Below are 26,302 nucleotides of genomic sequence, written 5' to 3' on the forward strand. Positions count from 1 at the left end.
GTCAGTCCCCGGAGCTGACAGCTGCGATGTCCGGAGCTGCCGGGTTCTTCATGCCAACCGTATGGTAGCCGCAATCCACATGATGGATTTCGCCCGTCACGCCGCTGGAGAGGTCGGAGAGCAGGTACATGCCTGAACCGCCAACGTCCTTCAGCGTCACGTTACGCTCCATCGGGGCGTTGAGCTGGTTCCAGCGCAGGATGTAGCGGAAGTCGCTGATGCCGTTGGCGGCCAGCGTCATGATCGGGCCTGCGGAGATGCCGTTCACGCGGATATCGTCACGGCCGAGATCAGCGGCCATGTAACGCACGGAGGCTTCTAGAGCCGCCTTGGCAACACCCATGACGTTGTAATGTGGCATGACGCGCTCGGCACCGAGATAGGTCATGCTCAGGAACGAACCGCCAGCATTCATCATGGCAGATGCACGACGGGCAACGGACACGAAGGAATAGCAGGAAATGTCCATGGCCTGCAGGAACGCATCACGCGGCGTGTCGATGTAACGGCCGCGCAGGTACTGCTTGTCAGCAAAAGCGATGGCGTGAAGCACGAAGTCGATCTTGCCCCACACCTTTTCGATTTCATCGAACGTCGCATCGATTGCTGCATCATCGCTGACATCACACGGCAGAACCAGATCAGAGCCAACGCTTTCTGCGAGGGGACGCACGCGCTTGCCAAGAGCTTCACCCTGGTAGGTGAAAGCAAGTTCCGCGCCCTGTGCAGCACAGGCGCTCGCGATAGCCCAAGCGATGGAATGCTTGTTGGCGACACCCATGATAACACCGCGCTTACCCTTCATGAGGGTGCCGGTCACGGGAGCCGGGATGTTGTCTTCTGTTTCAGACATTGAAGGTTTCCTGAATCGCGTTGGCGTGTTAGCGCCGTGGTCGCACAAGAGATGCCAGCAAACAAGAGTAACACGACACTCAATGCCTCTTGGACGGCAGTTTCCAGCCGTAGTGTGGATTTCAGGCCCATGAGGCAGGTCAAGGCGACTGCTCCTGCTTCCTCTATATAATGCCTCTGACGCCATAATTCGGAACCGGAACCTGACAGGGTCTGTTCCGGGACCCGGACAGAGCCGCTATGGTTCTCACATCGCCCTTTCGGGCTGTCCCCGCTGCTTCAGGAGACTTCCATGCCCTCTCTGCCCCTCATCGATCTGACTTCTGATCCATTTGCCCTGTTTGCAGCCTGGATGTCAGACGCGGAAGCGTCTGAGCCCAATGATCCGAACGCCATGGCCGTTGCAACATCCACGCCAGATGGCCGCCCTTCCGTTCGCATGCTGTTGCTCAAGGGCGCGGACGAGGGCGGATTTGTCTTCTATACCAACGTGGAGAGCCGCAAAGGTGGCGACCTGCTGGCCAATCCGCATGTCGCCTTGCTGTTCCACTGGAAGTCCCTGCGTCGGCAGATCCGGATCGAAGGACCGGTTACGCAGGTCAGTGACGAAGAAGCAGATGCTTATTTCGCCAGCCGGTCGCCCATGTCCCGCCTAGGGGCTATTGCATCTGACCAGTCACGCCCTCTGGATGAGCGCAGTACCTTTGAAGAGCGCCTGAAGGCCGCAGAAGAAAAATATGGCAATGGCCCTATTCCGCGCCCGAACAACTGGACAGGTTTCCGCGTTGCTCCAGACGCCATAGAGTTCTGGCAGGACCGGCCTTTCCGCCTCCATGACCGAGCATTATGGACTCGTGATGGATCTGAATGGAACGTCACGCGTCTTTATCCGTAAAGATAGAGAACACCCTTTTCCCAAGGTGGGGAGCCTTACGTTATGCTTATCGAAATCAAGAACATCCTTCTCCCCCTCACCGGGGCCGACGATCTGGATTCAGTCATGTCGGTGGCCCTGGATTTTGCCCGTCGTTTTGATGCACACCTGTCTGCTGTCGTGGTCGGATCAGACCCGACCGAAGTTGCCACACTCGCTGGCGAAGGCATTTCTGCCGGAATGGTGACGGAAATGATTGATGCGGCGGCCACGGAAGCTCACCGCCGCGCCATCAGGATCCGACACAGCTTCGACAGCTTCGTGCATAATAACGGACTTCGCCGCGTCGAAGCCTCCAAGATCGGCATGTCGATTGGCGGTGGTGTCAGTGCCAGCCTCGAAGTGCTGGACGGCACGGAACATGATGCTCTGACATGGCGCTCACGTCTGGCAGACATGACGCTCGTGCCCAATCTCATTTCAGCCACTGACCCACGCGCATCAGAAACACTGCATGCCATTCTTTTTGACAGTGGGCGTCCTCTGGTCATTGCTCCGCCAATTGCTCCCAAAACGGTAGGCAGCCGCATTGCCATTGCCTGGAACGGAACGCCCGAGTCTTCGCTTGCACTCCGCTGCATCCTGCCATGGGCGCATACCGCGGAAGGCGTTCAGGTTTTGACATGCCAGGAATATCAGCGTCGCGGCCCTACGGGCGACGATGTTGTCCGTTATCTGCGTCTGCATGGCATTTCCGCTACGACACGCGCCTGCGACCCCATCAATAAGGATGTCGGTGCCGGCCTGTTGAAGGGGGCTGAAGATTTTGGTGCCGATATGCTGAGCATGGGGGCCTACTCCCACTCCCGTCTTCGCCAGATGATTCTGGGGGGCGTGACCCGTCATATTCTTGAGAACATGAAACTCACGGTTCTCATGAGCCGCTAATCATGCGTCCTTTTCGGGAGTTCTGCGTTGAAACAGTCATCTGACGTCACAACCAGAACCCCGGAAGGACACATTATGATCTCCCGACTTGCTGGCCCAGCTTTTTGCCTGAGTGCTTTGATCGCCATGCCGGTGCATGCCATGGATGTCCCGCAAGCGCCGGATATTTCGGCTTTTACACTTCAGGAGCCTGCCAAGCGTCTGGGCCTGCATCTTGTTCCGTCCACGACACTCGGCTCTGGCTACAACACAGCTTTTTATTCCCGTGATCAGCAGACAGGTGCCCTGACACTCACGACTGACGGCCTCCAGCCAGTCATTCGTGGAAAGGTCGCTCCGGAGACGCTTTTGCGAGAAAATACCGCATGGTATTTTCAGCAAACGAATTCTGACATGACGGCGGCCCTACACATTGATCAGCTTCCGCGAAATGGAAAAGTGGTCATTGGCCGCTTGGCAAGCACACAACACCCAGTCGCAGAGCTAAGTGTTCAGGGCGACCGGGTCTTTGCACTTGTGGATAATGGCACATCCAAGCAGAGCGTTGTGGTCGGCACGGTCTATCCGCATCAGACCATTCGCTACGAAATTCATACGTCTCTGAATGGTCTGATGCGCATCATCGTCAACGGAACAGAAAATCACTTCTCGTTGCCCTCTGCCGCGATAGCACAGGGTGTATGGTTCGAAGCTGTGGCTGGCGAACAGGGTTGGCACGCGCCAACTCACTCCGATATGGCCCGGGTAACCTTCACCGGCCTTCAGGTTCATCACGAAGCAGCCTGACAGTCTGTCACAAAGTTTTGCGAGCGCCATCTGACCATGCTACCCGACTGCTCATGATATCGCCCGCTCGCATGATCCATGTCTGGTTAGGTGCCTGTCTGCGCTCCACCCACTGGAATGTCGGAGGCACCAAACAGGCAAGAGCACTTCTGACGCAAGCTGATCACGGAACAGTTCTTGCCCTCTGGCACCGTTCCCTGACACTGGCTCCAGCGCTCTGGTTCTGGGCCCGGGCGATCGAACCACGGGTGAAGCTGCGGGTTCTGATTTCCCGCAACGCGGATGGACGCCTTATCGCGGACGCTATTCGTCCGTGGGAAATCATTGGCATTCATGGCTCCACGTCCCGCAAAGGGAAGGACAAAGGCGGCGCGGCGGCACTGAGAGTCGCTCTCCGGGAGCTGAAGCAGGGTGCTTTTGTCGCCATTACTCCAGATGGACCGCGCGGCCCGGCAGAGGAGGTTCAGCCGGGCATTCTCGTGCTATCGCGGATTTCCAGACGCCCCATTATTCCGCTGGGTATGGCCTGTAACAGCATTCGCCTGCCCTCGTGGGACGGCCTTACATTTCCACTTCCCTTTGGGCGCGGGTCTGTCGTGGTCGGTGAACCGCTTATTGAACCGGATACCGAGACGCTCCGTGTTGCACTCAATGCCGTTGCGAAGCAGGCGGAAGCTAACGTCCGCAATCAAAATCTTTCCGTCATGGATCGGTTGTGGGGGGGCGTTGGCAGCCTTCTGGCTCCTGCTCTGACGATCATGCTGCGGGTACGTCTGAAGCGAGGACGGGAGCTGCCAGACCGTCTTCGTGAAAGAATGGGTCTAGGGGGCGGTCATCGCCCAAAAGGCACACTTCTCTGGATACATGCTGCCAGCGTGGGGGAAACCCTGTGTGCGCGACCATTGCTTGATGATCTTCTGAAGAAGCGCCCGGATCTACATGTCCTGTTTACAACCGCCACGGTGACGGGCGCAGAAATTGTCAGCCGCCATCCAGAATTCGGGCGCCGTGTCTCTCATCGTTTTATTCCTCACGATGTGCCGCGCTGGTTTGGCCGATTTCTCAAGCGTTGGCAGCCGGACGGTGCTGTCTTTGTAGAAAGTGAACTCTGGCCCGGTATTATTGCAGCCTGCTACCGCAAGGCTATTCCCGTCATGCTGGTCAACGGTCGCCTCTCGGATCGCTCGGCTCGCCGGTGGAAAAAAGCCGCCAGCCTGACTGGACGCATGTTTTCCCGCCTTTCCTGGGCTGCAGCCCGAGGCCCGGAAGATGCGGCACACTTCCGCTCCCTAGGCACACAAGCCGTTTATGAAGATGGAGACCTCAAACAGGACGCTCCTCCTCTGTCATGCGACTTCGCGGAATTGGAGCGACTTCAGGCCGTGATTGGAAATCGTCCGGTTTTCGTCGCGGCTTCGACACATCCCGGTGAAGAAGAACTGGTGCTGGCAGCAGCAGCACTTGCCAGAGAAAAACAACCCGACCTTCTGACCATCCTTATTCCTCGGCATCCAAAACGTGGCGAGGAACTGGCTTCGCGCTTCGATCTGCCCCGACGATCCGTTGGGCATGAGCCGAACAACAAGACACATGGCTGGATTGCCGACACATTAGGGGAACTGGGCCTGTTCTACAGACTCGCGAATTGCTGCTTCCTCGGCAACTCTCTCGCGGGAAAAGGCGGTGGCCACAATCCTTTCGAGCCACTTCGCCTGGGCGTTCCAACGGCAACCGGCCCTCTTATGGAAAACTGGCGGGAAGCGGTTAGCCTGCTGCACGATTATCTTCACATCGTTAAGGATATCGATAGTCTGAGCCAGTGGATCACTGGACCTCATGTTACGCCTTCACCCGCAGTGCTTCAGCGCTCCGTGGTGTCCAGACTAAGCCCCCGCATTCTGGAGACACTTGAACGATGAGACTACGGGCTCCGCGATTCTGGTCCGTCCCGAGGGTAGGCCCTGCGGCCTTCATGCTGCGCCCTTTGGCAGGAGTCGCGACCCGTCTGACCCGTCGCCGCATGACCCGGGAAGGCTATCGAGCCATAGTCCCGGTACTATGTTGCGGCAACGTGACTGCTGGAGGCACGGGAAAAACACCCCTGACACTGGATCTGGTCCAAAGACTGAAAGATCGTGGACATTCTCCCCATATTCTCAGCCGCGGTCATGGTGGCAGAGAGAAAGGGCCGCTGGAGGTCAATCCGGGGCGTTCGAGCGCCCGCGATGTCGGCGATGAGCCTCTTCTTCTGGCAAAAGCCGCGCCAACATGGGTCGGAGCAGACCGTGCCCAGACCGCGAGACTGGCGGTTGGCCAAGGCGCTGATTGTCTTGTGATGGATGATGGTTTCCAGAACCCAGGACTTCACAAGGACCTCTCGGTGCTGGTCGTGGATGGCGTCGTGGGGTTTGGCAACGGGCAGGTCATGCCCGCCGGTCCTCTGCGTGAACCGGTGCTGGATGCTCTGAAGCGTGCGCAGTGTGTGGTCATCATCGGAGAAGACCGCCACGGCCTGCTGCTCACCCTTCCCCCATTTCTCTTCAAAGCTCAGGCCAGACTGGTTCCCGGCCCTGAAATCCGCGGTCTGCAAGGCCGGAGAGTTGTCGCTTTCGCGGGAATTGGCCGCCCCGATAAATTTTTCACCATGCTGCAGGACGCAGGTGTCTCCCCTGTTCGCTGCCTTCCCTTTCCGGATCATCATGCCTACTCGGCCAATGACATCCAGCGCCTTGAAACGCTGCGTCGGGAATCCGGAACCACGCTCGTGACCACAGCCAAGGATGCGGTCAAACTTCCTCCCGCTTTCCGGGCGCAGGTCACCGTCATCAACGTTGAGCTTCTTTGGGCGGACCCAAAAGCGCCGGACCATATTCTGGATCTTCTGTTCCCTCACTCATGACTTCAATTCCACATCGGGCGGAAGCCCTGCTTGTGCGCGTCCTGCTGGGCTGGCTGCGCATTCTCCCCCCTGCGGCCGCGTCCACACTGGGTGGCTCCGTCGCGCGCCATATCGGACCTATTATTCCCGTCTCCAGAGTGGCCGACCGAAACCTGCAACTGGCCATGCCACAGCTGACCAAGGAAGAGCGGCGCGGTATCGTCAAAGACTGCTGGGAAAACCTGGGACGCACCGTGGCGGAGTTTCCGCATGTGGGCCGATTGAAACAGAACACGCCGACCGGCCCAGGATGGCGTGTTGAAGGATCGGAATATCTGGAAGCCGCACGCGCAACAGGGCGCCCGGTCATTTTCTTTTCCGGCCATATTGGCAACTGGGAACTCATGCCCCCGGTCGTCGCGCGATTCGGGATGCCCTTTGCATCCTTCTATCGGGCAGCCAGCAATCCGATTGTAGATTCCATCATCCACGCCCTCCGCCGCCGAGCCATGCGCATGGATGTTCCAATGTTCCCCAAAGGAGCCCGTGGAGCTCGCTCTGCGCTGAAGCACCTGTCTCACGGCGGGCATTTAGGCGTGCTTGGCGATCAGAAAATGAATGATGGCATCGAGGCCAGTCTTTTCGGTCGTCCCGCCATGACAGCCTCTGCAACCGCCGTGTTTGCTCTGCGGCATAAAGCCTTGATTGTAACCGGACATGTGCGCCGCGAAGGGCCTGCCAGACTGGTACTCGTTGTGGATCCCCCCATTGATCCACAGCCTACCGAGAATCGTCAGGCAGATGTCCTGAAGCTGACACAGCAACTCAATGATCGCCTTCAGGAGTGGATAGAGCAGGAACCCGGCTCATGGCTCTGGCTTCACCGGAGATGGGACAAGGCGCTGTATCGGAATATGACAACAACATGTTGAGCCATGCAATTTTTGCATGGCAGATTTGTCACAGTGGGGAAAGTTTATGTCGCGGAAAGGGGTTTTGGCGTCATTTTAGATTGTGAAAGGGGCCGTTTGGATTTTAGCCTGACCTTATCGCAATCCACGGGCTCCCCCGCCCCGCTCTGATGAGGACTTTCCTGATGGCGCAGGCAACTCCCCTATACGATCTTTCACCCGTTTCGATGGGCGGTAATGTCGTGACGTTGAGGCAGGGTGTTCTCCCTCGTCATCGCGAATATCTGTCGCGGTGGCTGGAAGCCGGAATGCGGATGGGTCTCTTCGATGCAGAAATCACACCGACGGATTCCGGGGTCACGAATTTCGATGGAACAACGCCCATTGAGCATGTTCTGGTCTGGGTCCGTGAGAACCCGGATCCAGCCTACATGCTCCGCCCGCAGGGGATGCGTTGGGTCCTGATCGATCATCTGCGCAATCATGAACTGGGCAGCTACGCCAGCTTCGAACTGGCTCTTCACACTATTCGCCCGGTTCTGCCGCTGGCCGAGACCTACGCAGCCTGATCTGCGCGGTCAGGCTCCCCCCTGACACGCCAGTTGGCTTTCAAGAAAAGCCATAAAAAAACACGCGCCAATCGCCATGGACGCGTGTTTCTGTTTCTGAACCAGCAGTATTTTCTTAGCTTGGACGGACCGCAATATCCCGTGATGCTGGAACAACGATGCGGGCACCACCGCCACGCTGAATCTGGAAAATAGCCAGCGCGCGAGTGACATGACCGTCAGCGCGCAGGCGGAACAGGCCATCCACACCCATATAGCCGTCCGGACGGGTCAACGCCTGAACAGTCGGGCCTCCCTGCTTCATCAGGTTGCCGGCAAGAGCGGCTGCATCATAGGCGAAATCCGCCACAGGTGATGGCGCCTGATGATAAACCGCTTTGTATTGGGCAACGTACCCATTGCGATCCTTGGCATCGGGCGCAGCATACCAGGCACCATGCAGGGCACTGAGCTTGCCGTCGAACGCCTTCCAGAGTGCTGGTCCCATGATCTGCACCTGGTCTGACGTCACTTGGTCAGCATGTAGCGCAGTGATGATGCGCCCTAGCTCCACACCGGTATCTGCCAGCAGAAGAGCGTCAAACGGAGGGGGCGGCACCACTGGCGCAGCAACTGGAGTTGCTGGGGGCTGCGCAGGCGTTGTCGAGTCGGCAGGCGAATCGGCGGTAGGATCAACAGCCGATGGACCGGTCGGCGTCGAAACCACAGGTGTCGGCGGCTGGCGATTGGCAATATCTGAAAGGGATTTCAGGCCATCGTCGATGGTTTGGACATCCATGGAATGAAAAACGATCTGCGGATCTTTCAGGCCGTCATCCCGGCAGGCTCGCTGTAGTCCTTCCGCCATCGCATGCCCCAGCGCGCTATCAGGCAAAAAAGCTGCAAAACTCTTACGGCCCGTTGCGCGTGCAGCATCCACCATCCGGCGAACCTGCTGCTCCGGTGTCAGGCCCATCACCCAGACACCAGGACGAGCCTGCGTGGAATCGCTTGTAAACGCCAGCACGGGCTTGCCTGCTTCAACAGCCAGTGGCGCGAGAGCCGCAGTTTCTGTAGCCGTTAGCGGCCCAAGGAGCATGGCGTCGCCACGCGTCAGAGCGTCATGGGCAGCCTGAGCTGCGCCACCAGCAGCGTTGCTGTCATGAACGTCCAGCACAGGCGAGCCTTGTGAAGACAGGGCCAGCTTGGCTGCATCACGCATTCGCGCACCGATGGCACCGTAGCGTCCCGTCAGGGGAAGAATAAGGCCAACGTCATGCGCGCCAGGAGCCTGGCCAGAGCCGGGAATTCCACCCACGCCAGATGTCAAAGAGGAGTTTCCGCCGGAGCAGGCGGCCAGCGTCAGGAAGGTTCCTGCGGCCAGCCCAGTGCTTACACCCTTGCGCAGACGGCTCATCGGTCCAGAATAGACCCTTGAGTTCGTCACCGAGGATGCAGATGTCCGAAAAGTCATGTTCCGCTGAAACTCCCTTGAGCGATACGGCTGAAACGTTAACGGCCGCCCCGCCTTCGGAGCATGGCCCGAGAGTGGGGGGACAACTGATATTGGTTGCGACGCCGATCGGCAACCTGGCCGATATCAGCGAGCGCGCGATTGAAGCCTTGAACAGTGTTGAAGCTATTTTATGCGAAGATACACGCGTTACGGCAAAATTATTGATGTCGCGCAACATCTCCACTCCCACACGAACGCTTCACGATCATAACGAACAGGATCGCGCACCGTTCTTTGTGGAAAAAATGGTGGCTGGTGCCAGCTTTGCCGTGGTGTCAGACGCAGGTACTCCCCTTGTCTCGGACCCGGGCTATCGGCTCGTCCGGGCAGCGATCGCGGCTGGCGTTCATGTTACGGCCATTCCGGGTCCAAACGCTGTCATCACGGCTCTGACCCTTTCAGGCCTACCCCCTCTTCCCTTCATGTTTCTCGGCTTTCCCGCGCCACGAAGTGAAGCCCGCAAGACAGGCTTCGCGACGCTTCGGGCCGCAGAACAGGCTGGCGTTCGCTCCACTCTGATCTGGTATGAGGGGCCGCACCGCCTCGTCGAGACACTGGAAGATCTGATCACCGTCTTCGGCCCCGACCGCGAGGCAGCGGTTGGCAGAGAACTGACAAAACGCTTCGAAGAGATGGTGCGGGGAACGTTGGCGGAAGTGCTCGCCCATTTCCAGGAAACTGCACCGCGGGGTGAGATTACACTCCTGATCGGCCCCTCAGCAGAGGACGATAGCGGAGCAGATGATCTGGATACGCATCTCAGGGAAGCGCTGACCAGTCATTCGGTGAAAGATGCGGCCACTCTCGTGGCGGGAATTATCAAACTGCCCAAGCGCACGGTTTATGCCCGCGCACTGGAGCTTTCCCGCGAAACAAAGGACTGAACGTCAGTCCTCAGACTTCGGGAGCGTGAACAGAGATTGGGATACGCTCCCGCCCGTCCTGATGTCCGACAGTGCGATGCGCGTTGTTCGGCCCTGAGCATCCACGACTTCCCACCCCAGAAGAGCAAGTGGTGCTTCGGAGAACATGAGGGTCAGATTTCCCTCACCCGGGCTTTCTGTTTTTTCGACCTGAAGGTTGATCTGACCGTTCTTACGCTCAAATCCTGTTACCGTGACATCGCCCGAGAGCTTCAGATCAGGCCGTAGCAGCAAACCGAGGGGAGTACGGTCCAGCGGCATAACCGTTACCTGTCCGACGCTCCGATCCTGAAAAACGACCTTGCCATCATTGGCGACAAGGAGAAGCGGGCTGGGACTGTCATAGTCGAAGCGCATCCGTCCCGGACGATCAAGCGTCGCTGTCCCGGCAACAGCTTTCCCATCTGGCGCAATTTGTTGAAACCGCGCCTGAAGCGTTATGATCTGCGCCAGCGTATCCTGAACGCGCGCAACCCAGCCCTGATCCACAGGACGGAGTTGTGCGGGAACGGCCTGAGCCATGGCAGGCAGCGGAAGGGCTGCTAGGGATATGAAAGCGCTGGCCACAGCCGCGCGGAAGAAAAGACGGTTCATCATGCCTCTGGAACTGCCGATCAGGTCACGGGTTGCAAAAAGCTTCGCACCTGCATTCCATAACGTGTTCCTGCACAAACCGGAAACTGATCGCAGCAGGGCTTAACGCCCTACTCCAATACGTTTGACGTCAGATCGATGCTTCGCGGAACAGCGGCTTCACATTTCCGCCCCATGCACCTTCATACAGGGCAAGCCAGTACTCAGCCTGGTTGGGGCCACCATCTGCAATCAGATGCAGCGGGTCCAGGAACTGTGCTTCGTTGCGAACACGGGCACGAAGTCCCTGCTCCGCGAGAGCCACAACGCGCTTTGCCAGCGCTTTCAGGCCACCGGGGAAGTCAGCCTGCATGCCCTTGGTAGGAACATCCGCACGGAGTTGCTGATAAACCTCCCAAGGCTGTTCCAATACCAGCTTTTCAGCTGCTTCCAACGTTGCAGCATCGTAGAACAGGCCAACCCAAAGCGCAGACTGGGCAACCATCATCTCCGGACGACCGGCGTCCGCGCCACGCATCTCAAGGAACTGCTTGAGGCGCACGTCAGGGAAAACAGTCGTGAGGTGATCCTCAAAATCACCAATAGTCGGCGTCAGACCGTCCAGAGCAGGCTGCGCACTGCCTTCCAGCCAACGCCGGAAGGAGCAGCCGCTGGCATCAATGTTTTTCCCGTCCCGAGCGACAAAATACATCGGCACATCCAGCGCCCAGTCCACGTATTTCTCGAAGCTGAAATCTTCTGCGAAGAACAGAGATGGCTGCCCTGAACGCTGATTATCGGTATCAGTCCAGATACGGGCGCGATTGGAAAGGAAGCCGTTTGCTTTGCCTTCCACAAAAGGCGAATTCGCAAACAGAGCCGTAGCCAATGGCTGAAGCGCCAGCGATACACGCATCTTGCGGGCCATATCAGCTTCATCACCGAAGTCGAGATTGACCTGCACAGTACAGGTGCGCGTCATCATATCCAGGCCCAGCTTGCCAACCTTGGGCATATAACTGCGCATGATGGCGTACCGACTCTTGGGCATCCACGGCATTTCGTCGCGCGCCCAGAGCGGCTGGAAACCAAATGGCAGAAAGCCCAATCCGAGTTCAGCAGCAGGACCGCGGATCAGATCGAAATGCTCCTGCATCTCGCTCTGCGTTTCCTGCAAAGAGACAACCGGCGCACCAGAAAGCTCGAACTGTCCAGCGGGCTCCAGAGAAATGGACCGCCCTTTCTGGCTGTTCTGCCCTGCCAGACCGATCAGCGCCTCACCGTCGTGGATCGGAGCCCAGTCCGGCCCCTCCAGTTTCCGCAGCAGCGCACCAATACCTTTGGGTTCATAAGGAGGCGCTGACAACGGTGTACGCCCATCGTCCTGCCCCGGCAGTACAAAGCCGAACTTCTCGTGTTCGGTTCCGATCTTCCATTCGGACCGCGGCTTGGAGCCCCGTTCCAGAACCTCGACGAGCTGCGCCCGATTCTCGATCGTTGCGCTATTAGACGTGCCGGGATTGGACATGGCGGTTTTGCCTCGATTTGCGATCGTTGTTCGATATTGATTGAACTTGTAGCACCTCAGACTGTCCTGTCACCCTCAGGCGCCACGACGCAGTGCAAGTCGCGCCAGTCCGGCGCAGACAGCCGTCTCGGCGCGCAGTACCAGCGGCCCTAGTGTCAGCGCATGAACAGCAGGATGCTTCTGAAGCAGCGCTACCTCGGCATCGGAAAAGCCACCTTCAGGCCCAATGAGAAGAGCAGACGCGACCAAAGGACCATCTGCCCCGGGACGTCGCTCAAGAGCCGCAAACAACGGCTTGTCTTCCGGCCATTCCGCAAGAACGGATTTCAGGGGCTCCAGCGGCAGGATTTCAGGAATATCCAGCCGCTCGCATTGTTCAGCGGCTTCACTGGCAATCAGCGCAAGACGGTCGAGGTTCAGGCGATGCGTGTTTGTGCGCTCTGTTACGACGGGCCGAAAACACGTCACCCCGAGTTCTGTCCCCATCCGGATAACGAGTTCTGTCGCGTCACGCTTCAGGGGCGCAAACAGGAGTTCCACACCATCTGTGACCTGAGGTGCGCGCTCTCGCGTTCCCAGCCGCACTGTTCCCTTGTCTTTTCGCAAGGTCTGGATGATGGCGTTCCACTCTCCATCTCGCGCATTGAAGACACGTACCGGATTTCCAGTGCTCTGCCGCATGACATTGCCAAGATAGTGGGCCTGACTGGCGGGAAGAGGAAGTTCCAGCCCTTCCGTGAAGGGAACATCCGGCACTTCAAGATAAAGACGGGGATCAGATCGGCTCATCCTTTTCCGATAGCGCGCAACAGCCATTGACGGAAGCGCATCTGCCCCTCATCACGTGCTTTGATGAGTGAAACCCGCCCCCATACCGATATCAGCCTGACAGGCTGGACCGGCCGCCTGCCTGAACCATGGCGGTCCTACGCACTTTTGGCCCGACTGGATCGCCCGGTTGGGACATGGCTGCTGTTTCTCCCTGGGGTTTGGGGATTGTTCCTTGCACCTGATGCGCCACTCGGACTCCGCATTGTCTACACAGCGCTGTTCGCGTTCGGCTCACTCGTTATGCGCTCTGCCGGATGTGTGGTGAATGACATCTGGGACCGCGATATTGATGCCAAAGTTGCTCGAACCGCGGGCCGTCCGCTTGCCAGCGGTGCGCTCTCCCTGAAGCAGGGCCTTAAGCTGCTGGCCTTTTTACTTCTGTGTGGTCTGGGCGTTCTGGTGTGTCTGCCGCGCACATGCTGGCTTTTGGCGCCCTTTGCTTTACTGCTTGTAGCGCTTTACCCCGCGGCAAAGCGTGTGACGTGGTGGCCACAACTCGTTATGGGCTTCACGTTCGGTTTTGGTGCACCTATGGGCTATGCCGCAGCAGGAGGCGGCCTGGATGGAAATGGCGCGCTGCTGTATGGCGCTGTCATCCTTTGGCAGCTTGGCTTCGATACCATCTATGGCTTCCAGGACATGGAAGATGATGCCCGGATCGGTGTTCGCTCCACGTCTCGCCTGATGGAAAAGCGCGCTCAGCCCTTTATTGCCACCTGCTACAGCCTGATGCTTCTGGCGCTGGGACTCGTCGCCATTCATGCCCATCTGCATCTGGGGTTCTGGCTGTTCTTCCTGATCTCAGGGGGACTCCTTCTCCAGCAGGCTCGCACGCTGAACCCATACGATGCGCCAAACTGCCTGCGACAATTCAAGCAGAACGTTCCAATCGGTTTCCTTCTGGCTCTGGCCTTTATCTGCGGAAGACTTTGAACATCATGTCAGTCAGACTGCAGGACCGCGCGGCATTTATCCGCGAGAATACGGCGGTCGAGACCGCCAGCCTTGTTCCCGAAATTCCCCTGCATCTGGCAACAGACATCACCCCCATCTGGCAGGCCAGCGAAGCCTTCCTTGAAGCGCACGGTATTGAGCCCCCGTTCTGGGCATTTGCGTGGCCAGGCAGCCAACTTATTGCGCGATATATTCTGGATAATCCTCAGCGCGTCGAAGGCAAGAGAGTTCTGGACGTGGCGTGTGGATGCGGATTAGCCGCCATTGCCGCCGTAAAAGCGGGTGCGTCTATCGCAGAGGCCAATGATATTGACCCTATGGCTCTCGAAGCAACGGCCCTTAACGCCACGCTCAATGCCGTGACAGTAGTGCTTTGTCCGGGCGATCTTGTCGGATCGAAACCGGACTGTGATCTGCTGGTGATCGGAGATGTCTGTTACAACGAGGCGATGGCTGCACGCATCATGCCTTGGCTGCTGGAATGTGCCCGGCACTGCGAAGTCTGGCTCTGTGATCCGGGGCGCCATTATGCCCCAAAGCTGGATCTGGACATTCTGATTCAACAGAACGTCCAGACCACTCAGGAGCTGGAAAGTACCGATCAGCGAACGACGACGCTCTTTAGTCTGCGAGGTATTTCCGCCCAAGACTGAGGGCAGATCCCGTTAGCGCGGCAATCATCGCGCCTCCAAGGCAGATGAAGGCTGGATGTGGGAAGATCGTGAAAAGAGCTGCAACGAGCAGCGCACCCGTCGTCTGGCCACCCAGTCGAGCGACGGACAGCATGCCACTCGCCCCACCTTCCCGCCCAGCCGGCGCAGAGACCATGATAGCCCGATTGTTGGGTGGCTGGAAAAGCCCGAACCCACATCCCGCCAGAAGCGTCCGCCACGCGATAGCAGCGTTGCTTGCGTCCAGGGGCAACAACCAGAGCAACATAAAGCCGAATGCTGTCAGGAGCAGTCCGAGCGAGGAGAGAACTGAAGCGGGAAAGCGGTCAGCAATCTTTCCAACAACAAAAGACATCACCGCGACGCCAACAGCCCAAGGCGCAATCAGCAAGCCAATCGTGGAATCTCCACGATGAAAAGCCGATGCCAAGGTGAACGGCATGGCGACGATGTAGAGGTTGGAGGCTACAAAACCGAGAAAGCCGACCAGACACGCCAACAGAAAAGGCCGCCGCGCCAGCAGATCCACCGGGACAATCGGCTCACGCCGTCCCTTTTGGTACCGCAGAAGCAGCCACCAGCAGATGACGCCCGCTCCCGTGAGCAACGATCCTGGTAGAAAATCGCCGTGCATCAATCCGTCCAGCCCAATGCCGAGCAAAGCGAAGGACGCTACGGTCAGAAGGGAACCCGGAATGTCTGCCTGCGTCTCGCTGCGCGGTGTCTGTGGCAGGGCGAAATGGGCCATGACGAGAGCGGCAAGTGCGAGTGGGAGATTGATCCAGAAAATCCAGGGCCACGTCGCGACCGAAAGGACGATCGACCCAATTGTCGGGCCGAGAGCGACGCCAATCCCAACAAACAGACCGTTCAGAGCAATGCCCTTACCAAGCTCCGCATGAGGATAAATGAAGCGTACAAGCGCGATATTCACGCTCATGATGCAGGCGCCACCCACACCTTGAAGGGCGCGCGCCAATGTCAGTTCCAGCAGGTTCTGGGACAGGGCACAGCCAACGGACGTAATAAGGAATAGAAAAATCCCAATCTGGCTCATGCGAGCAAAGCCTACTCGGGAGCCAAAAGACGCGAGTGGAAGCAGACAGGACAGATTGGCGAGCTGATAAGCGTTCACCACCCAGATCGCCCGAGACGACGGGGCGTTCAGATCGTGGGCGATGGAGGGAAGCGCCACGTTTGCTATGGCGTAATCCAGAACGGAGAGAAGCAGCCCAAGAAGAACGGCTGACATTGCTTTGGCACGCTGGGCTCCGTAGAGCCCAGCGTGCCGTTGAGGGTCGACGCCGAGATCACTCTCGTCCGCCGCCTTGGCTTTCATCACGATTTAACGTCCCAGATTTCTAAGTTTCTTGCCCGAAAACAGATTGGCCTCAAGTGTCTCCAGGGAAACACCTTTCGTTTCCGGAACCATCATGAGGGTGACGAGAACAAAAAGTCCATTGAACGCTGCAAACATAATGAATGTTGATGCTGCCCCCATAGCCACCATGATCATGGGGAAAGTCTTGGAAATGGCCCAGTTTGCAGCCCAGTTCGTAACCGTTGAGCAGCCAATTCCAAAATCACGTCCGCGCGTTGGCTGAACTTCGGAACACAGTGTCCAGACCAGCGGCCCCTCTCCGATTGCGAATCCGGCGACGAACAACAGAACAAATCCACACAGTGCAATCTGTGCCTCAAAGCTCGACGCGCCCACGGCCAGCAACGCACCTACGCCCAGAAGCGCAAAGCCCGCGATTGCGCAGCTTAGAATAAGCAAAGGACGGCGCCCCCACTTGTCCACGCAGGCAATGGCAACACCCGTCAGAATCATATTCGTCAGACCAACGAGTGTCGTGGCCCAGATGGACGCGTTGACCCCGAAATGAGCGGCCTGAAAAACCCGCGGCGCATAATACAGGAGCGCGTTGATACCTGTGAGCTGCTGCATGACCTGCAGAAGCATTCCGAGATAGACGGAGCGCCGAAAGTTGGGATTGCTCCGGAAAAGGCCAAAGCCAGCGTCGCTGCTTTTGTGAAGACGCGCCTGAATATCTGCGAGCTCGGCTTCTGCCACTTCTTCATCAGACCGAAGGCTATTAAGCACGCGACGCGCATGATCCTTGCGTCCCTGCATCATCAGCCAGCGCGGGCTGTGTGGCAGGATCAAGACAATGCCCAGAAACAGGGTGGCAGGAACAGCCATGATCCCCAGCATCCAGCGCCAATGCTGACCTGTTGCCAGCAGACTGTCAGACACGAAGGCCAGGAAAATCCCGAGCGTGACCATGAGCTGATAGAAGGAAATCATGGAACCACGCGCAGATTCCACTGTGATTTCAGAGATATAGAGAGGAGCGGCAAACGCCGCCAAACCGACAGCAAGCCCCAGGAAAACGCGCCCGACAATCAGCACCAGAGCAGAAGGCGCCAGCGCGCACAGTAGCGTTCCTACGAGGAACAAAACCGCAGCCACGAGCATGGCTCCTGTCCGACCATAGCGGCTGGAAATCCGACCGGCAGCGAGAGAGCCGAATGCCGCCCCCGCCATCATCGAAGATACGATCCACCCCTGCAGGGCGTCACTCGCGTGAAAATCTGTAGCGATAAAGGGCAAGGCGCCAGCAACAACGCCGGTATCGAGACCGAACATCAGACCAGCGAGAGCTGCCATGATGCCCAATGCCGTGGCGCGCGCCGTGCTGCGTTGAGGCTCTCCTGAAGAGCCTTCACTGCGAACCGCAGCAATCCCGACCATAATCTGTAATCCTCATCTCTAACTCAGGCCTGATGTAGGGCTTGGCGGCTCTTCTAGGGCCGAACACCATGCACCGCCATAGGCTGACGAAGGATTAGGTATACGAAAATGGGGAGTTTTGCAGTCCTGTGAGAAGATTTTGTTCCGCTATGCGTTCATTGCATAACGGAACAAAAAACAACTCTTACTTATCCGCGTAAGGATTTGTCGTCCCGCGAAGCTGAATACGAATGGGCACACCAGGCATATGAAATGTCTCGCGCAGCCCGTTCACCAGATAGCGCTTGTACGCATCGGGCAGCATTTCTGCTCGGGTACCGAAAAGAATGAATGTCGGCGGACGAGCCTTTACCTGCGTCATATAACGCAGCTTGAGGCGGCGTCCATCAACCAGAGGCGGCTGATGACGGTCCAGCATTGCTTCGAACCAACGGTTCAGCTCACCCGTCGTGACACGTGAATTCCAGACTTCGTACGCTTTCCGGACAGCCGGAAGAAGACGGTTAACGCCAGCCCCCGTCAACGCCGAGAACGTGACGACCGGGATGCCACGAACCTGAGCAAGGGACGTCTCGATCCGGTCTGAAATGGCCTGACGTGTAGCAACGCGGTCTTCAACAGCGTCCCACTTATTGAGAGCCAGAACGCAGGCGCGGCCTTCCTTCTCAATTAGACGGGCAATTTGAAGATCCTGCTCGTGCACACCCAGTGTGGCATCGATCGTCAGCACGACGACTTCTGCCATTTTCAGCGCTTCGATAGAGGCGGAAACAGACATGCGCTCAAGGTGCTGCTCAACGCGGGCACGCTTACGCATCCCTGCCGTATCAACAAGCTTGATCGGGCCATGTTCGTCATGCAGATCGACGGAGATCGAATCGCGGGTCAGACCAGCTTCAGGGCCGGTGATCATCCGCTCTTCACCGAGAAGGCAGTTCAGAAGCGTGGATTTGCCCGCGTTCGGGCGCCCAACAATCGCCAAATGAAGCGGGCCAGCCGGACGTTCTTCAGGCTCTTCGCCCTCTTCCGGCTCCTCGTCACGACGACGACGGCGCTCCTGCTTCGGAGCACCGGGAAGACGATCGACGATCTCTCCCATGAGGTCACTGATGCCCTCACCATGCTCGGCAGATAGCGCCAGTGGCGTGCCCAGACCCAGCGAGTAGGCCTCCAGTGCGGAATTGGTCCCAGCCTGCCCTTCTGCCTTATTGGCAATCAGCAGAACCGGACGGTTCTGACGACGCAGCCAGTTGGCAAAATGAGCGTCAGTTGGCGTGATACCCGCACGAGCATCGATGCAGAACAGCACCAGATCTGCCATGGAGACGGCAGATTCGGATGACGCACGCATACGACCGAACAGCGTGTCCGGCGCAGCTTCTTCGAGGCCCGCCGTGTCAATCACACGGATGCGGCGACCACGCATGTGGGCTTCGCCCTCCTTGCGGTCACGCGTTACACCGGGCTGATCGGAGACGAGCGCCTGACGACGCCCGACAAGCCGGTTGAAAAGAGTGGATTTCCCGACATTCGGGCGCCCGGCAATAACAACTACGGGCAGATTCTCAGAGGTCATTCGTTCAGCCATAGGCCCGCAGAACAGCATCCTGAGACAGCGTCAGAACCAGACCGTCACAGACGATCGGCTGAACCTGGCATGGAGCCGTGGTTTTACGGGTCGATTCAATTTTGCCGGTTACGGCATCAACAATCACCATGCCTTCCTGCGGCAGGGTAGAGAAACAGACCAGCTTGCCGTTTACGAGCAAAGGCCCCACCCACTGGATGGCGTCCTTCTGCACTTCCTGTCGGCGGAAGCGGCGAAGCTGGGTAATCCAGCGTACGTGGCCGGACAGACGGTCCAGACAAGCAAGCTGCTGATCGGTGGACAGGACAAACATCCAGTCACCGCAGATTGTCAGGGGCGTCTGGCCACTGACTTCACGCTCCCACAAGCGACGTCCGGAGCGCATATCCACAGCCACAAGAACGCTGGACATAGAAATGGCATAGGCCGTGCCATCCTTGATGACCGGAGCCCCGCGGATGCAGGAGAAATCGAGCATGGCGCCCATACCGTTGGCACCGCCAAGGCTATCGCTCCACACCATTTCACCTGAAGCAGCACGCAGAGCAACAAGGTCGCCACTGCCGAAGCCTGCCAGAACCACACCATCTACGATTGCAGGAGCAGCCTGCCCGAAGATGACGGTGTCCGCACCCGTTGCCTGATATGTCCAGACCTGTCGGCCCGTGGCAGCCTCAAGTGCGTAAAGACGCTCGTCAATTGTCCCGAAAACGACAAGACCATCGGCAATCGTGGGGGCAGAACGCCCGGGTGTGCCGAGATCGACCGCCCACTTGATCTTGCCACTGGCAGCATCAACGGCCAACGCCTGCGCAACGCCATCCACGATGTAGAGGGTCTCTCCATCGAGTGCGACGCCGCCGCCAATATTGGTGGAGCGGGACTTTTTAGGAGCTGGCTGATGGGACCAGAGCTGCTTCATGCCCGGCCACGTCCAAGCCTTCACCACACCCTGTGCATCCGTGGTGAAAATCCGACCATTCCCGATCACCGGCGGGGACTGAATGGCCCCGCGGCTGTTCGGCATGATCGCCACCATGGACAGGAAGCTCGTCGGGTTCACCTCGGCGCCGATAGAGCGGCTCCACTTGATGTCCGAACCGTTCCAGACAGCATTGACGGCAACATGGTCCGGCGTACGGTCAGGCTGTAGCCATTCCGTCACGGACTGCGGTGCAGACAATGTGATGGGCGTATGATCTTCCGGATCAACGGTCAGACCTGCCCCAGTGGAGAGCACGTCAACGCGATGGCCGGCCAGCGTGGGCTTCTCATCATCGTTGAAGAGGCTGCATCCACCCATCGCAGTCAGAGCGGCGCCAGAACAGGCAACACGCAGCATCGAACGGCGGTTCATGGGCGCAGAAGAACGGTCAGGACGGCGCATTAACCAGCGTCTCCAAAAGTTTCGAGAAGAGCCTGTGCACGCGCACGAGCCCCTTCAGGTGCAGATACACTTCCAACAATCTGCGTCAGAAGGCGACGGGCTTCTTTCTGCTGGTCAGGCGTCGCATCCGGACGCAGATCCAGAGCAACCAGACCTTCCTGAGCCAAAGCTGACCAAGCGCCACCATTCTGCGCAAGCGCTTCATAGCCGGGACGCAACGTCTTCGGGTCCGCCGTGTTGGTCTGAGCATTCAGAACCATGTAACGGGCCATGTCCTTCAAGGCAGGCTCAACGACAGAATCGGACGCGACGCTGTTCCAGGCTTTCAAAGCAGATGCCAGATCATGATCCTGCATCTTCAGATCCGCCAGACGCAGCGCTGCATAAGACCGCACGCCAACAGGTCCATGATCTGCCAGATCCTGAAAAACTGTCTCGGCTTTCTGCGTGACAGTCTTGTCGTGCTTGGGATCAGCTAGCGTCTCAAGTGTATTGAAATACTGAGCTGAGGCAGCCTGCTGGGCCTGCTTCCGGGCGTGATTCTGCCACTCCCAGACACCGCCGCCAATCGCTCCCACGACGACGACACCTGCCACAACAGCACCCCATCGGCGCGCAGCTGCCCGTAGGCGCTGAAGCCGAATTTCCTCGTTCACCTCTGTGATGAAATCGTCCGCCACCTGGTCCCCTGCTGGATCGGTCTTGTAAAGTTCTGGCGGAACCATACAGGCGCCGCACGTTTGCGGCAAACGCTTCGCTTGAGAAGCTGTTACCGAAAGAAACCGGCCGTCAATTTAGGGCTTCCTTAACCCCTGCCGCATGATGCTGCCCAACATGAAAAAACCAGCTCTGCTTCTATCGCCGGTTCTGATGTTTTGCACACTGTGCGGCTGCGCGCCGGACCGGATTGCCTCTGCCATTACCGGAAAAGATTGCAATACGGCCTATCTGTATGATGACGAGAGCTTCTGCTCCCGCCCGGTTGGTCCACCCCCGCCCCAGCCATACTGCACCACCAGCTTTGAAGGCACGGATTGCTGGGCCAGGCCGGACCTGATGCCAAATGTCGCGCGCCAGACCTATGAAGGCCCAACGTCTCTAACGCCACAACAGAATCAGGTGCGGATGGGCCAGTGAAAACCCGTCAGTGATGACCGAGCTTACGTCCCGCGGCAGTCAGCTCGGAAGAAAGCTTCTGGAATGATCCCGCGATGTGAGTCTGAACGGCCGCACTGGCAGAATGAATTCGTGAGATTTTAGCGCTGGCTTCCTGGCTGATGGCCGTCTCTTCACGGTTTGCCTGTCCTGAAACGCATGCGTTATAGGCCCGCGCTTCTTTTTCATAGGCTGTCACTCGGTCCACGCTCTCGTTGTACTGGGCAACAGTCCCAGCCTTCACGGCCGGAGCGTCTGGCTCGGCACCACATTTGGGTGCGCTCCAACCGGATTCGGCGGCACTGGCTGTTCCAAAGGCGAACACGGACAGAAGGGACAGGCCGCAGAGTGCGGCGACGGGGCGAATCATAAAACTCTCTTTCATGGTCGAAGCGTCGCGCGCCCTACGCCCCGATCAAGGCGCAAATTTGGCAAACCGTCCCGTGGCTTCACCAATCACCTCATCGTCCTGCATGACCACCGTTCCACGCACGATGGTTGCCATTGGCCAACCCGTCACATGGGTTCCGTCAAATGGCGTCCACCCTGCAGGCGAGACGATCCAGTCATTGGTAATTTCCCGCTGTGCTTTCATGTCCACAAGCGTGAAATCTGCGTCGAAACCGACAGCCATGCGGCCCTTGGTCTGAAGACCGTAAACACGCGCTGGCCCGGCGGACATCAGATCGACCAGACGTGTCAGTGACAAACGGCCTGCATTCACATGATCAAGCATGACCGGAACAATGGTCTGGACGCCTGTCAGGCCAGCCGGGCAATTCGGCCAAGGACGTTTCTTTGCTTCCAGTGGATGCGGCGCGTGGTCCGAAGACACAACATCGACACGACCGTCCTGAATGGCTTTCCAGCTTGCCTCGTAGTGATAGCGATCCCGCAACGGCGGGTTCATTACGGCAAGCCCACCCAGCTTTTCATAGCATTCCGGGCCAACCTGCGTGAGGTGATTGACCAGCACTTCTACGGTTGAGACATCCCGAAAGTCAGCGAGATACTCCAACTCTTCGGCTGTGGACGTGTGGAGAATATGGGCCGGCCGACCCGTCTTGCGGGCAATCGCCATGATGCGGCGCGTTCCCAGAAACGCACATTCCACATCCCGCCAGACACTATGTGTGGCGTAAGGCTGGCCCTCATGAAACATCGGCTTACGTGCCTGAAGACGGTATTCATCTTCGGAATGAAAGCAGACACGCCGGTGGCCAGAACGCATGACGGCTTCGATGCCTTCGTCGTCCTCGATCATCAGGTTGCCGGTAGAAGACCCAGCGAAAACCTTGATCGCACAAACCCCTGGCTGCTGCTCCAGCATGGCGAGGTCAGGCGTGTTGTCACGGGTCGCCCCGATGTACATGCCAACATCGACATGGGCGACATTGCTGATGTGCTCGCGCTTCCAGTCCAGCATCGCCTTGTCCGTAACGCTAGGCGAGGTATTCGGCATATCGAAAACTGTTGCGATACCGCCCAAAGCTGCCGCGCGCGTTCCGGTTTCAAGAGTTTCCACCGCAGCATTTCCGGGGTCACGCAAGTGGACATGGCTATCGATCAGGCCCGGCAGGACATGCAGCCCCGTCGCATCAATCACCCTTTCAGCTTCATCGTCGTGCGAAACGGACAGAGAAGCGATGCGGCCGTTTCGGACACCCAGATCCGCCTCCGCTTCTCCCCACGGGAATACGCAGCGGCCACCCCGGATAATCAGATCGTAATGCATGGTCTGTCCTTGTCAGTCTGATGAAAACCGCACTTAGCGAGCACGGGAAAGTGTCTCGAAAACATCTCCGTCAGCCGGAATGCCTTCAACATGGTGTCGGAACCACAAAGCGTAGAACAACAGCGTCCAGGCTTGGCGGGCGTGACCGCGCTGGGTCGCAGTCGAGAAAATACGTTCGACCTTGTGCGGAGCCATGACGTTCTGAATACAGGACTGTTGCGCCACCAGCGGGCCCAGGCGTTGAGCCTGTTTCTCGATCCACGGCCCAACAGGCACAGTGAAACCCTGCTTTGGGGCGAAAGGCTTTGCCTGGGGAAGCGCATCCTGAAGCCAGCGGCGCAGAAGCCACTTACCGTATCCATCCCGCACTTTGAAATGATCCGGGAGAGACCAGACAGCCTTTGCCACAACAGGGTCCAGCAGCGGTGTGCGCCCCTCGGCAGAATGCGCCATCAGGCAGCGGTCCAACTTGAGCAATAAGTCATTCGGGAGCCATTCGGCGATATCAAGCGCCTGCACTGCAGGAAGACCCGTCAAACGCTGGGACAGTTCCATGGCCGCCAGCCCGGCGCGCCACTGACGCCCCTGTCCCGGCACACACCGACCAAATGTACCCGAACGCCAGGGCCCTCTTCCGCCGCGCCACCACGGCTTCATGGCCCGACGATAGCGCCCATATCCGGCAAAGAGCTCATCTCCCCCTTCGCCGCTCAGGATCACAGTGACGTCCTTGCGCGCTTCCTGCGCCAGAAACCACGTTGGGATAATCGCGTAATCTGCCGCAGGGTCATCCATGCAGGCCACAATGGCAGGCAGATGGGACCAGACCATTGCTTCTGTGACGGTCAGAACATGATGATCTGCACCAACCGAAGCCGCCAATGCTGCGGCATCGATAGATTCGTCTGCTTTTCCAGTGTCAAAGCGCGCCGTCCAGGTCATGGGGCGCGGTAGCCCGAGTTTATGAGCGGCAGCGAGAATGGCAGAACTATCAATTCCGCCCGATAGAAACAGTCCCAGAGGAACATCGGCCCGAAGGTGCGCATGAACACTGTCGGTCAAGGCGGCATCGAGCCTGCGCAGAGCCTGCTCGTCCGTCAGGTCAGCGGGGATGGTTTCCGTGGCTTCCTGCAAAGCGTGGCGACGACGCGATTCAACGATCCGTCCATCCACAATCCGCAGGGTTTCACCCGGCAACAGGCGCCGTATCCCCGGGAAAACTGTTTTTTGCCCAGTTGTGAATTGAAGCTGGAGCAGTTCATTCCGCGCCTTGCTCCTGACCCGCCGGATACCAAAGCCTCCAGCCAGCAAAGCCTGCGCCTCTGAGGCGAAAGCGATTCCACTTTCGTATTCCGCAATATAAAGTGGCTTGATGCCGAACGGATCGCGGGACAGCAGCATTTCGTGCTGGCCTTGCTCGTTCTCAACGGCGGCGATGGCATACATGCCACGCAGTTCGTGCGTGTAACCCGTTCCATCTCTCAGCCAGAGGTGCAGAGGCGGTTCACAATCACTCTTGGTCTGGAAACGATCAGCAGGAAACGTACTGCGAATGTCCGGATCGTTGTAAATCTCTCCATTGGCAATCAACGCCGCATTCCCGACCCGGAAGGGTTGGGTTCCGCCAGCAATATCCACGATGGACAGACGGCGATGTCTCAGCGCGGCGCCCGTAAGATCCAGGCGCCCTTCCCCATCCGGCCCACGATGAAAAATCGCAGCAGACATTCGTTCCAGCGCGGCTTGATCAGGCGCTTTTCCCGGCAGACAGGACAGACCGGCGATTCCACACATCAGGTCAGCCCTCCGTCTAGAAATTCGGACCAGCGGGCCATCACAACATCCTGTGCAAACTCGCGCTCGAACCGGGCACGACCATTGTGTCGCAAACGCTGGGCAAGAGCTTTATCTTCCAGAATATTCCCGATCTGGGCAGAGAAGGCTTCAGCATCTTCAACGGGAGCAAGAAGGCCATCTTCAGTCCCGGAAAGAATTTCCTGAGGCCCCTGAATAGCACTTCCGACAACAGGCACCGCTGCTGAAAGACCTTCAATCACGACATTTCCAAGCGGCTCGATCCGCGATGGGCAAACCATAACATCACAGGCCCGCAACCATGGCCCACTCTCCGCGACCCACCCCGGAAGATGAACACGGTCTGAGAGATTTTCGCTTCGGATCAGCGCTTCCAGCATCGCACGCTCCGGACCTTCCCCCGCAATGACGAGGTGCACGCCTGACAGACGGGTCATGGCACGGATCAGAACATCAAACGCCTTGTTTTCATGCAGGCGTCCTAGAGCCAGCACAAACGGAACATCGGGAGGCAGGAAATCCGGGCGTACCGGCGTCACAGAGGCAAAATCCGTCGCAAAATTCGGTAGGTAATGAACGCGATCCGCAGGCCATCCCTGAGCTTTCATCCAATCGGCCAAACCACGCGTATTCCCAATCAGATGCTCGCAGCGACTATAATTGGACAGATCGTAATATCCGCCCAGACGCCCTGCTGTCCGCCAGGGACCTGTCGGCAGTTTGCGCGCCGCACGACTCATCCAGGCCACAACGACATCAGGTTGAAACTCACGCAGGTTCCGCCGCAAATGCGACCGCGTTCTGACATCCAGAGCGCCGCCAAACCTGAATGTATGTGTTTCCACGCGAGCGGCACGCAGACGATCTTCCCGCGCGGCATCATGCCGGATCAGAGCGCGAACAGGACGCTCCTCCTGTGTTTGAGCCATGGAAAGGCGCTCAAAGAACAGTTCCGCCCCGCCTCGTGCCGACCCCGCCATGACATGGGCCACTCTGGCTTTGCGCCTGGGAAAAGAAGACGACACCGCAGGCGAAGGCTGGAAAGAAACGCTCATACTTTCTCTATCGGCC

General features: G+C 58.2%; 25 protein-coding genes. 11 read left to right on the forward strand and 14 right to left on the reverse strand.

The genetic code is table 11. The features are described 5' to 3' along the window. Position 1 precedes the first annotated feature (1 nt). Positions 2-853, reverse strand: a complete 852-nt coding sequence (gene fabI / locus M2305_RS01750; protein ID WP_015074825.1) for an enoyl-ACP reductase FabI — start codon at positions 851-853, stop codon at positions 2-4. 291 nt (positions 854-1,144) lie between these two features. On the opposite strand from fabI, the gene pdxH reads away from it, so the two are divergent. The 7 genes from pdxH (at position 1,145) to M2305_RS01785 (ending at position 7,818) form a co-directional block, all read left to right on the forward strand. After that, the gene (pdxH, locus tag M2305_RS01755) at positions 1,145-1,747 is read left to right on the forward strand and encodes a pyridoxamine 5'-phosphate oxidase (RefSeq protein ID WP_264648404.1); all 603 of its coding nucleotides are present in this window, start codon (positions 1,145-1,147) and stop codon (positions 1,745-1,747) included. Between the two features lie 42 nt (positions 1,748-1,789). After that, the gene (locus M2305_RS01760) at positions 1,790-2,674 is read left to right on the forward strand and encodes a universal stress protein (protein ID WP_046899585.1); all 885 of its coding nucleotides are present in this window, start codon (positions 1,790-1,792) and stop codon (positions 2,672-2,674) included. A 75-nt stretch (positions 2,675-2,749) separates the two neighbouring features. Then, a complete protein-coding gene (locus M2305_RS01765; RefSeq protein ID WP_264648405.1) occupies positions 2,750-3,460 on the forward strand; it encodes a polysaccharide lyase family 7 protein in 711 nt (236 codons plus the stop codon). Positions 3,461-3,513: 53 nt separating this feature from the next. Then, a complete protein-coding gene (locus M2305_RS01770) occupies positions 3,514-5,379 on the forward strand; it encodes a glycosyltransferase N-terminal domain-containing protein (RefSeq protein WP_264648406.1) in 1,866 nt (621 codons plus the stop codon). Beyond that, entirely contained in the window at positions 5,376-6,359 is a 984-nt protein-coding gene (lpxK, locus tag M2305_RS01775) for a tetraacyldisaccharide 4'-kinase (protein WP_264648407.1), read from the forward strand. Before M2305_RS01770 ends, lpxK begins: the two co-directional genes overlap by 4 nt. Further along, positions 6,356-7,270: a lysophospholipid acyltransferase family protein gene (locus tag M2305_RS01780; RefSeq protein WP_264648408.1), complete on the forward strand. Its 915-nt coding sequence runs from the start codon at positions 6,356-6,358 to the stop codon at positions 7,268-7,270. Before lpxK ends, M2305_RS01780 begins: the two co-directional genes overlap by 4 nt. A gap of 164 nt (positions 7,271-7,434) precedes the next feature. Continuing rightward, complete coding sequence (locus M2305_RS01785; protein ID WP_174694759.1) at positions 7,435-7,818, forward strand: hypothetical protein; 384 nt, start codon at positions 7,435-7,437, stop codon at positions 7,816-7,818. A gap of 115 nt (positions 7,819-7,933) precedes the next feature. Here M2305_RS01785 and M2305_RS01790 read toward each other — a convergent pair whose 3' ends face one another. Then, positions 7,934-9,214, reverse strand: a complete 1,281-nt coding sequence (locus M2305_RS01790; RefSeq protein WP_264648409.1) for a penicillin-binding protein activator — start codon at positions 9,212-9,214, stop codon at positions 7,934-7,936. 149 nt (positions 9,215-9,363) lie between these two features. On the opposite strand from M2305_RS01790, the gene rsmI reads away from it, so the two are divergent. Next, positions 9,364-10,197: a 16S rRNA (cytidine(1402)-2'-O)-methyltransferase gene (gene rsmI / locus M2305_RS01795; protein ID WP_099211074.1), complete on the forward strand. Its 834-nt coding sequence runs from the start codon at positions 9,364-9,366 to the stop codon at positions 10,195-10,197. 3 nt (positions 10,198-10,200) lie between these two features. On the opposite strand, the gene M2305_RS01800 is transcribed toward rsmI, so the two are convergent. The 3 genes from M2305_RS01800 to M2305_RS01810 all read right to left on the reverse strand — a co-directional run bounded on the left by M2305_RS01800 (position 10,201) and on the right by M2305_RS01810 (position 13,153). Then, positions 10,201-10,833 (reverse strand): LolA family protein, encoded by a 633-nt coding sequence (locus M2305_RS01800; protein ID WP_264648410.1) that lies wholly within the window; start codon positions 10,831-10,833, stop codon positions 10,201-10,203. A gap of 127 nt (positions 10,834-10,960) precedes the next feature. Then, a complete protein-coding gene (locus M2305_RS01805) occupies positions 10,961-12,337 on the reverse strand; it encodes a glutamate--cysteine ligase (RefSeq protein ID WP_264648411.1) in 1,377 nt (458 codons plus the stop codon). Positions 12,338-12,412: 75 nt separating this feature from the next. Further along, positions 12,413-13,153, reverse strand: a complete 741-nt coding sequence (locus tag M2305_RS01810; RefSeq protein ID WP_264648412.1) for a 16S rRNA (uracil(1498)-N(3))-methyltransferase — start codon at positions 13,151-13,153, stop codon at positions 12,413-12,415. Positions 13,154-13,189: 36 nt separating this feature from the next. Here M2305_RS01810 and ubiA point away from each other — a divergent pair, with 36 nt between their 5' ends. Together ubiA and M2305_RS01820 are read left to right on the forward strand one after the other, a co-directional pair. After that, entirely contained in the window at positions 13,190-14,101 is a 912-nt protein-coding gene (gene ubiA, locus M2305_RS01815) for a 4-hydroxybenzoate octaprenyltransferase (protein WP_264648413.1), read from the forward strand. 5 nt (positions 14,102-14,106) lie between these two features. Then, on the forward strand, positions 14,107-14,775 hold the full coding sequence (locus M2305_RS01820) for a class I SAM-dependent methyltransferase (protein WP_264648414.1): 669 nt from the start codon (positions 14,107-14,109) through the stop codon (positions 14,773-14,775). Here the strand turns inward: M2305_RS01820 and M2305_RS01825 are convergent. From M2305_RS01825 to M2305_RS01845, 5 genes are all read right to left on the reverse strand, one after another. Continuing rightward, positions 14,744-16,132: an MFS transporter gene (locus tag M2305_RS01825; RefSeq protein ID WP_264649916.1), complete on the reverse strand. Its 1,389-nt coding sequence runs from the start codon at positions 16,130-16,132 to the stop codon at positions 14,744-14,746. The genes M2305_RS01820 and M2305_RS01825 overlap by 32 nt on opposite strands. Positions 16,133-16,138: 6 nt before the next feature. After that, positions 16,139-17,551, reverse strand: a complete 1,413-nt coding sequence (locus M2305_RS01830; RefSeq protein WP_046899598.1) for a sugar porter family MFS transporter — start codon at positions 17,549-17,551, stop codon at positions 16,139-16,141. 184 nt (positions 17,552-17,735) lie between these two features. Beyond that, positions 17,736-19,127, reverse strand: coding sequence for a ribosome biogenesis GTPase Der (gene der, locus M2305_RS01835; RefSeq protein WP_046899857.1), 1,392 nt, complete (start codon positions 19,125-19,127; stop codon positions 17,736-17,738). A 4-nt stretch (positions 19,128-19,131) separates the two neighbouring features. Continuing rightward, positions 19,132-20,526: a PQQ-binding-like beta-propeller repeat protein gene (locus tag M2305_RS01840; protein ID WP_086634052.1), complete on the reverse strand. Its 1,395-nt coding sequence runs from the start codon at positions 20,524-20,526 to the stop codon at positions 19,132-19,134. Continuing rightward, entirely contained in the window at positions 20,526-21,251 is a 726-nt protein-coding gene (locus tag M2305_RS01845; RefSeq protein ID WP_211511317.1) for a tetratricopeptide repeat protein, read from the reverse strand. The genes M2305_RS01840 and M2305_RS01845 overlap by 1 nt, the downstream gene beginning before the upstream one ends. Before the next feature lie 109 nt (positions 21,252-21,360). Between M2305_RS01845 and M2305_RS01850 the strand changes: the two genes are divergently transcribed. Further along, complete coding sequence (locus M2305_RS01850; protein WP_046899858.1) at positions 21,361-21,663, forward strand: hypothetical protein; 303 nt, start codon at positions 21,361-21,363, stop codon at positions 21,661-21,663. Between the two features lie 7 nt (positions 21,664-21,670). On the opposite strand, the gene M2305_RS01855 is transcribed toward M2305_RS01850, so the two are convergent. The 4 genes from M2305_RS01855 to M2305_RS01870 are packed head-to-tail and all read right to left on the reverse strand — an operon-like array spanning position 21,671 to position 26,286. After that, a complete protein-coding gene (locus tag M2305_RS01855) occupies positions 21,671-22,051 on the reverse strand; it encodes a hypothetical protein (RefSeq protein ID WP_086634050.1) in 381 nt (126 codons plus the stop codon). Positions 22,052-22,096: 45 nt separating this feature from the next. Further along, positions 22,097-23,416: a dihydroorotase gene (locus tag M2305_RS01860; RefSeq protein WP_264648415.1), complete on the reverse strand. Its 1,320-nt coding sequence runs from the start codon at positions 23,414-23,416 to the stop codon at positions 22,097-22,099. 33 nt (positions 23,417-23,449) lie between these two features. Beyond that, positions 23,450-25,210 carry an asparagine synthase (glutamine-hydrolyzing) gene (asnB, locus tag M2305_RS01865; protein WP_264648416.1) on the reverse strand — a complete coding sequence of 587 codons (1,761 nt, stop codon included), beginning with the start codon at positions 25,208-25,210 and terminating at the stop codon, positions 23,450-23,452. Continuing rightward, a complete protein-coding gene (locus M2305_RS01870; RefSeq protein ID WP_264648417.1) occupies positions 25,210-26,286 on the reverse strand; it encodes a glycosyltransferase in 1,077 nt (358 codons plus the stop codon). Before M2305_RS01870 ends, asnB begins: the two co-directional genes overlap by 1 nt. Positions 26,287-26,302 lie beyond the last annotated feature (16 nt).

Origin of the sequence: Gluconobacter cerinus (assembly GCF_025961355.1) — a bacterium.
GTDB classification, from domain to species: Bacteria; Pseudomonadota; Alphaproteobacteria; order Acetobacterales; family Acetobacteraceae; genus Gluconobacter; species Gluconobacter cerinus.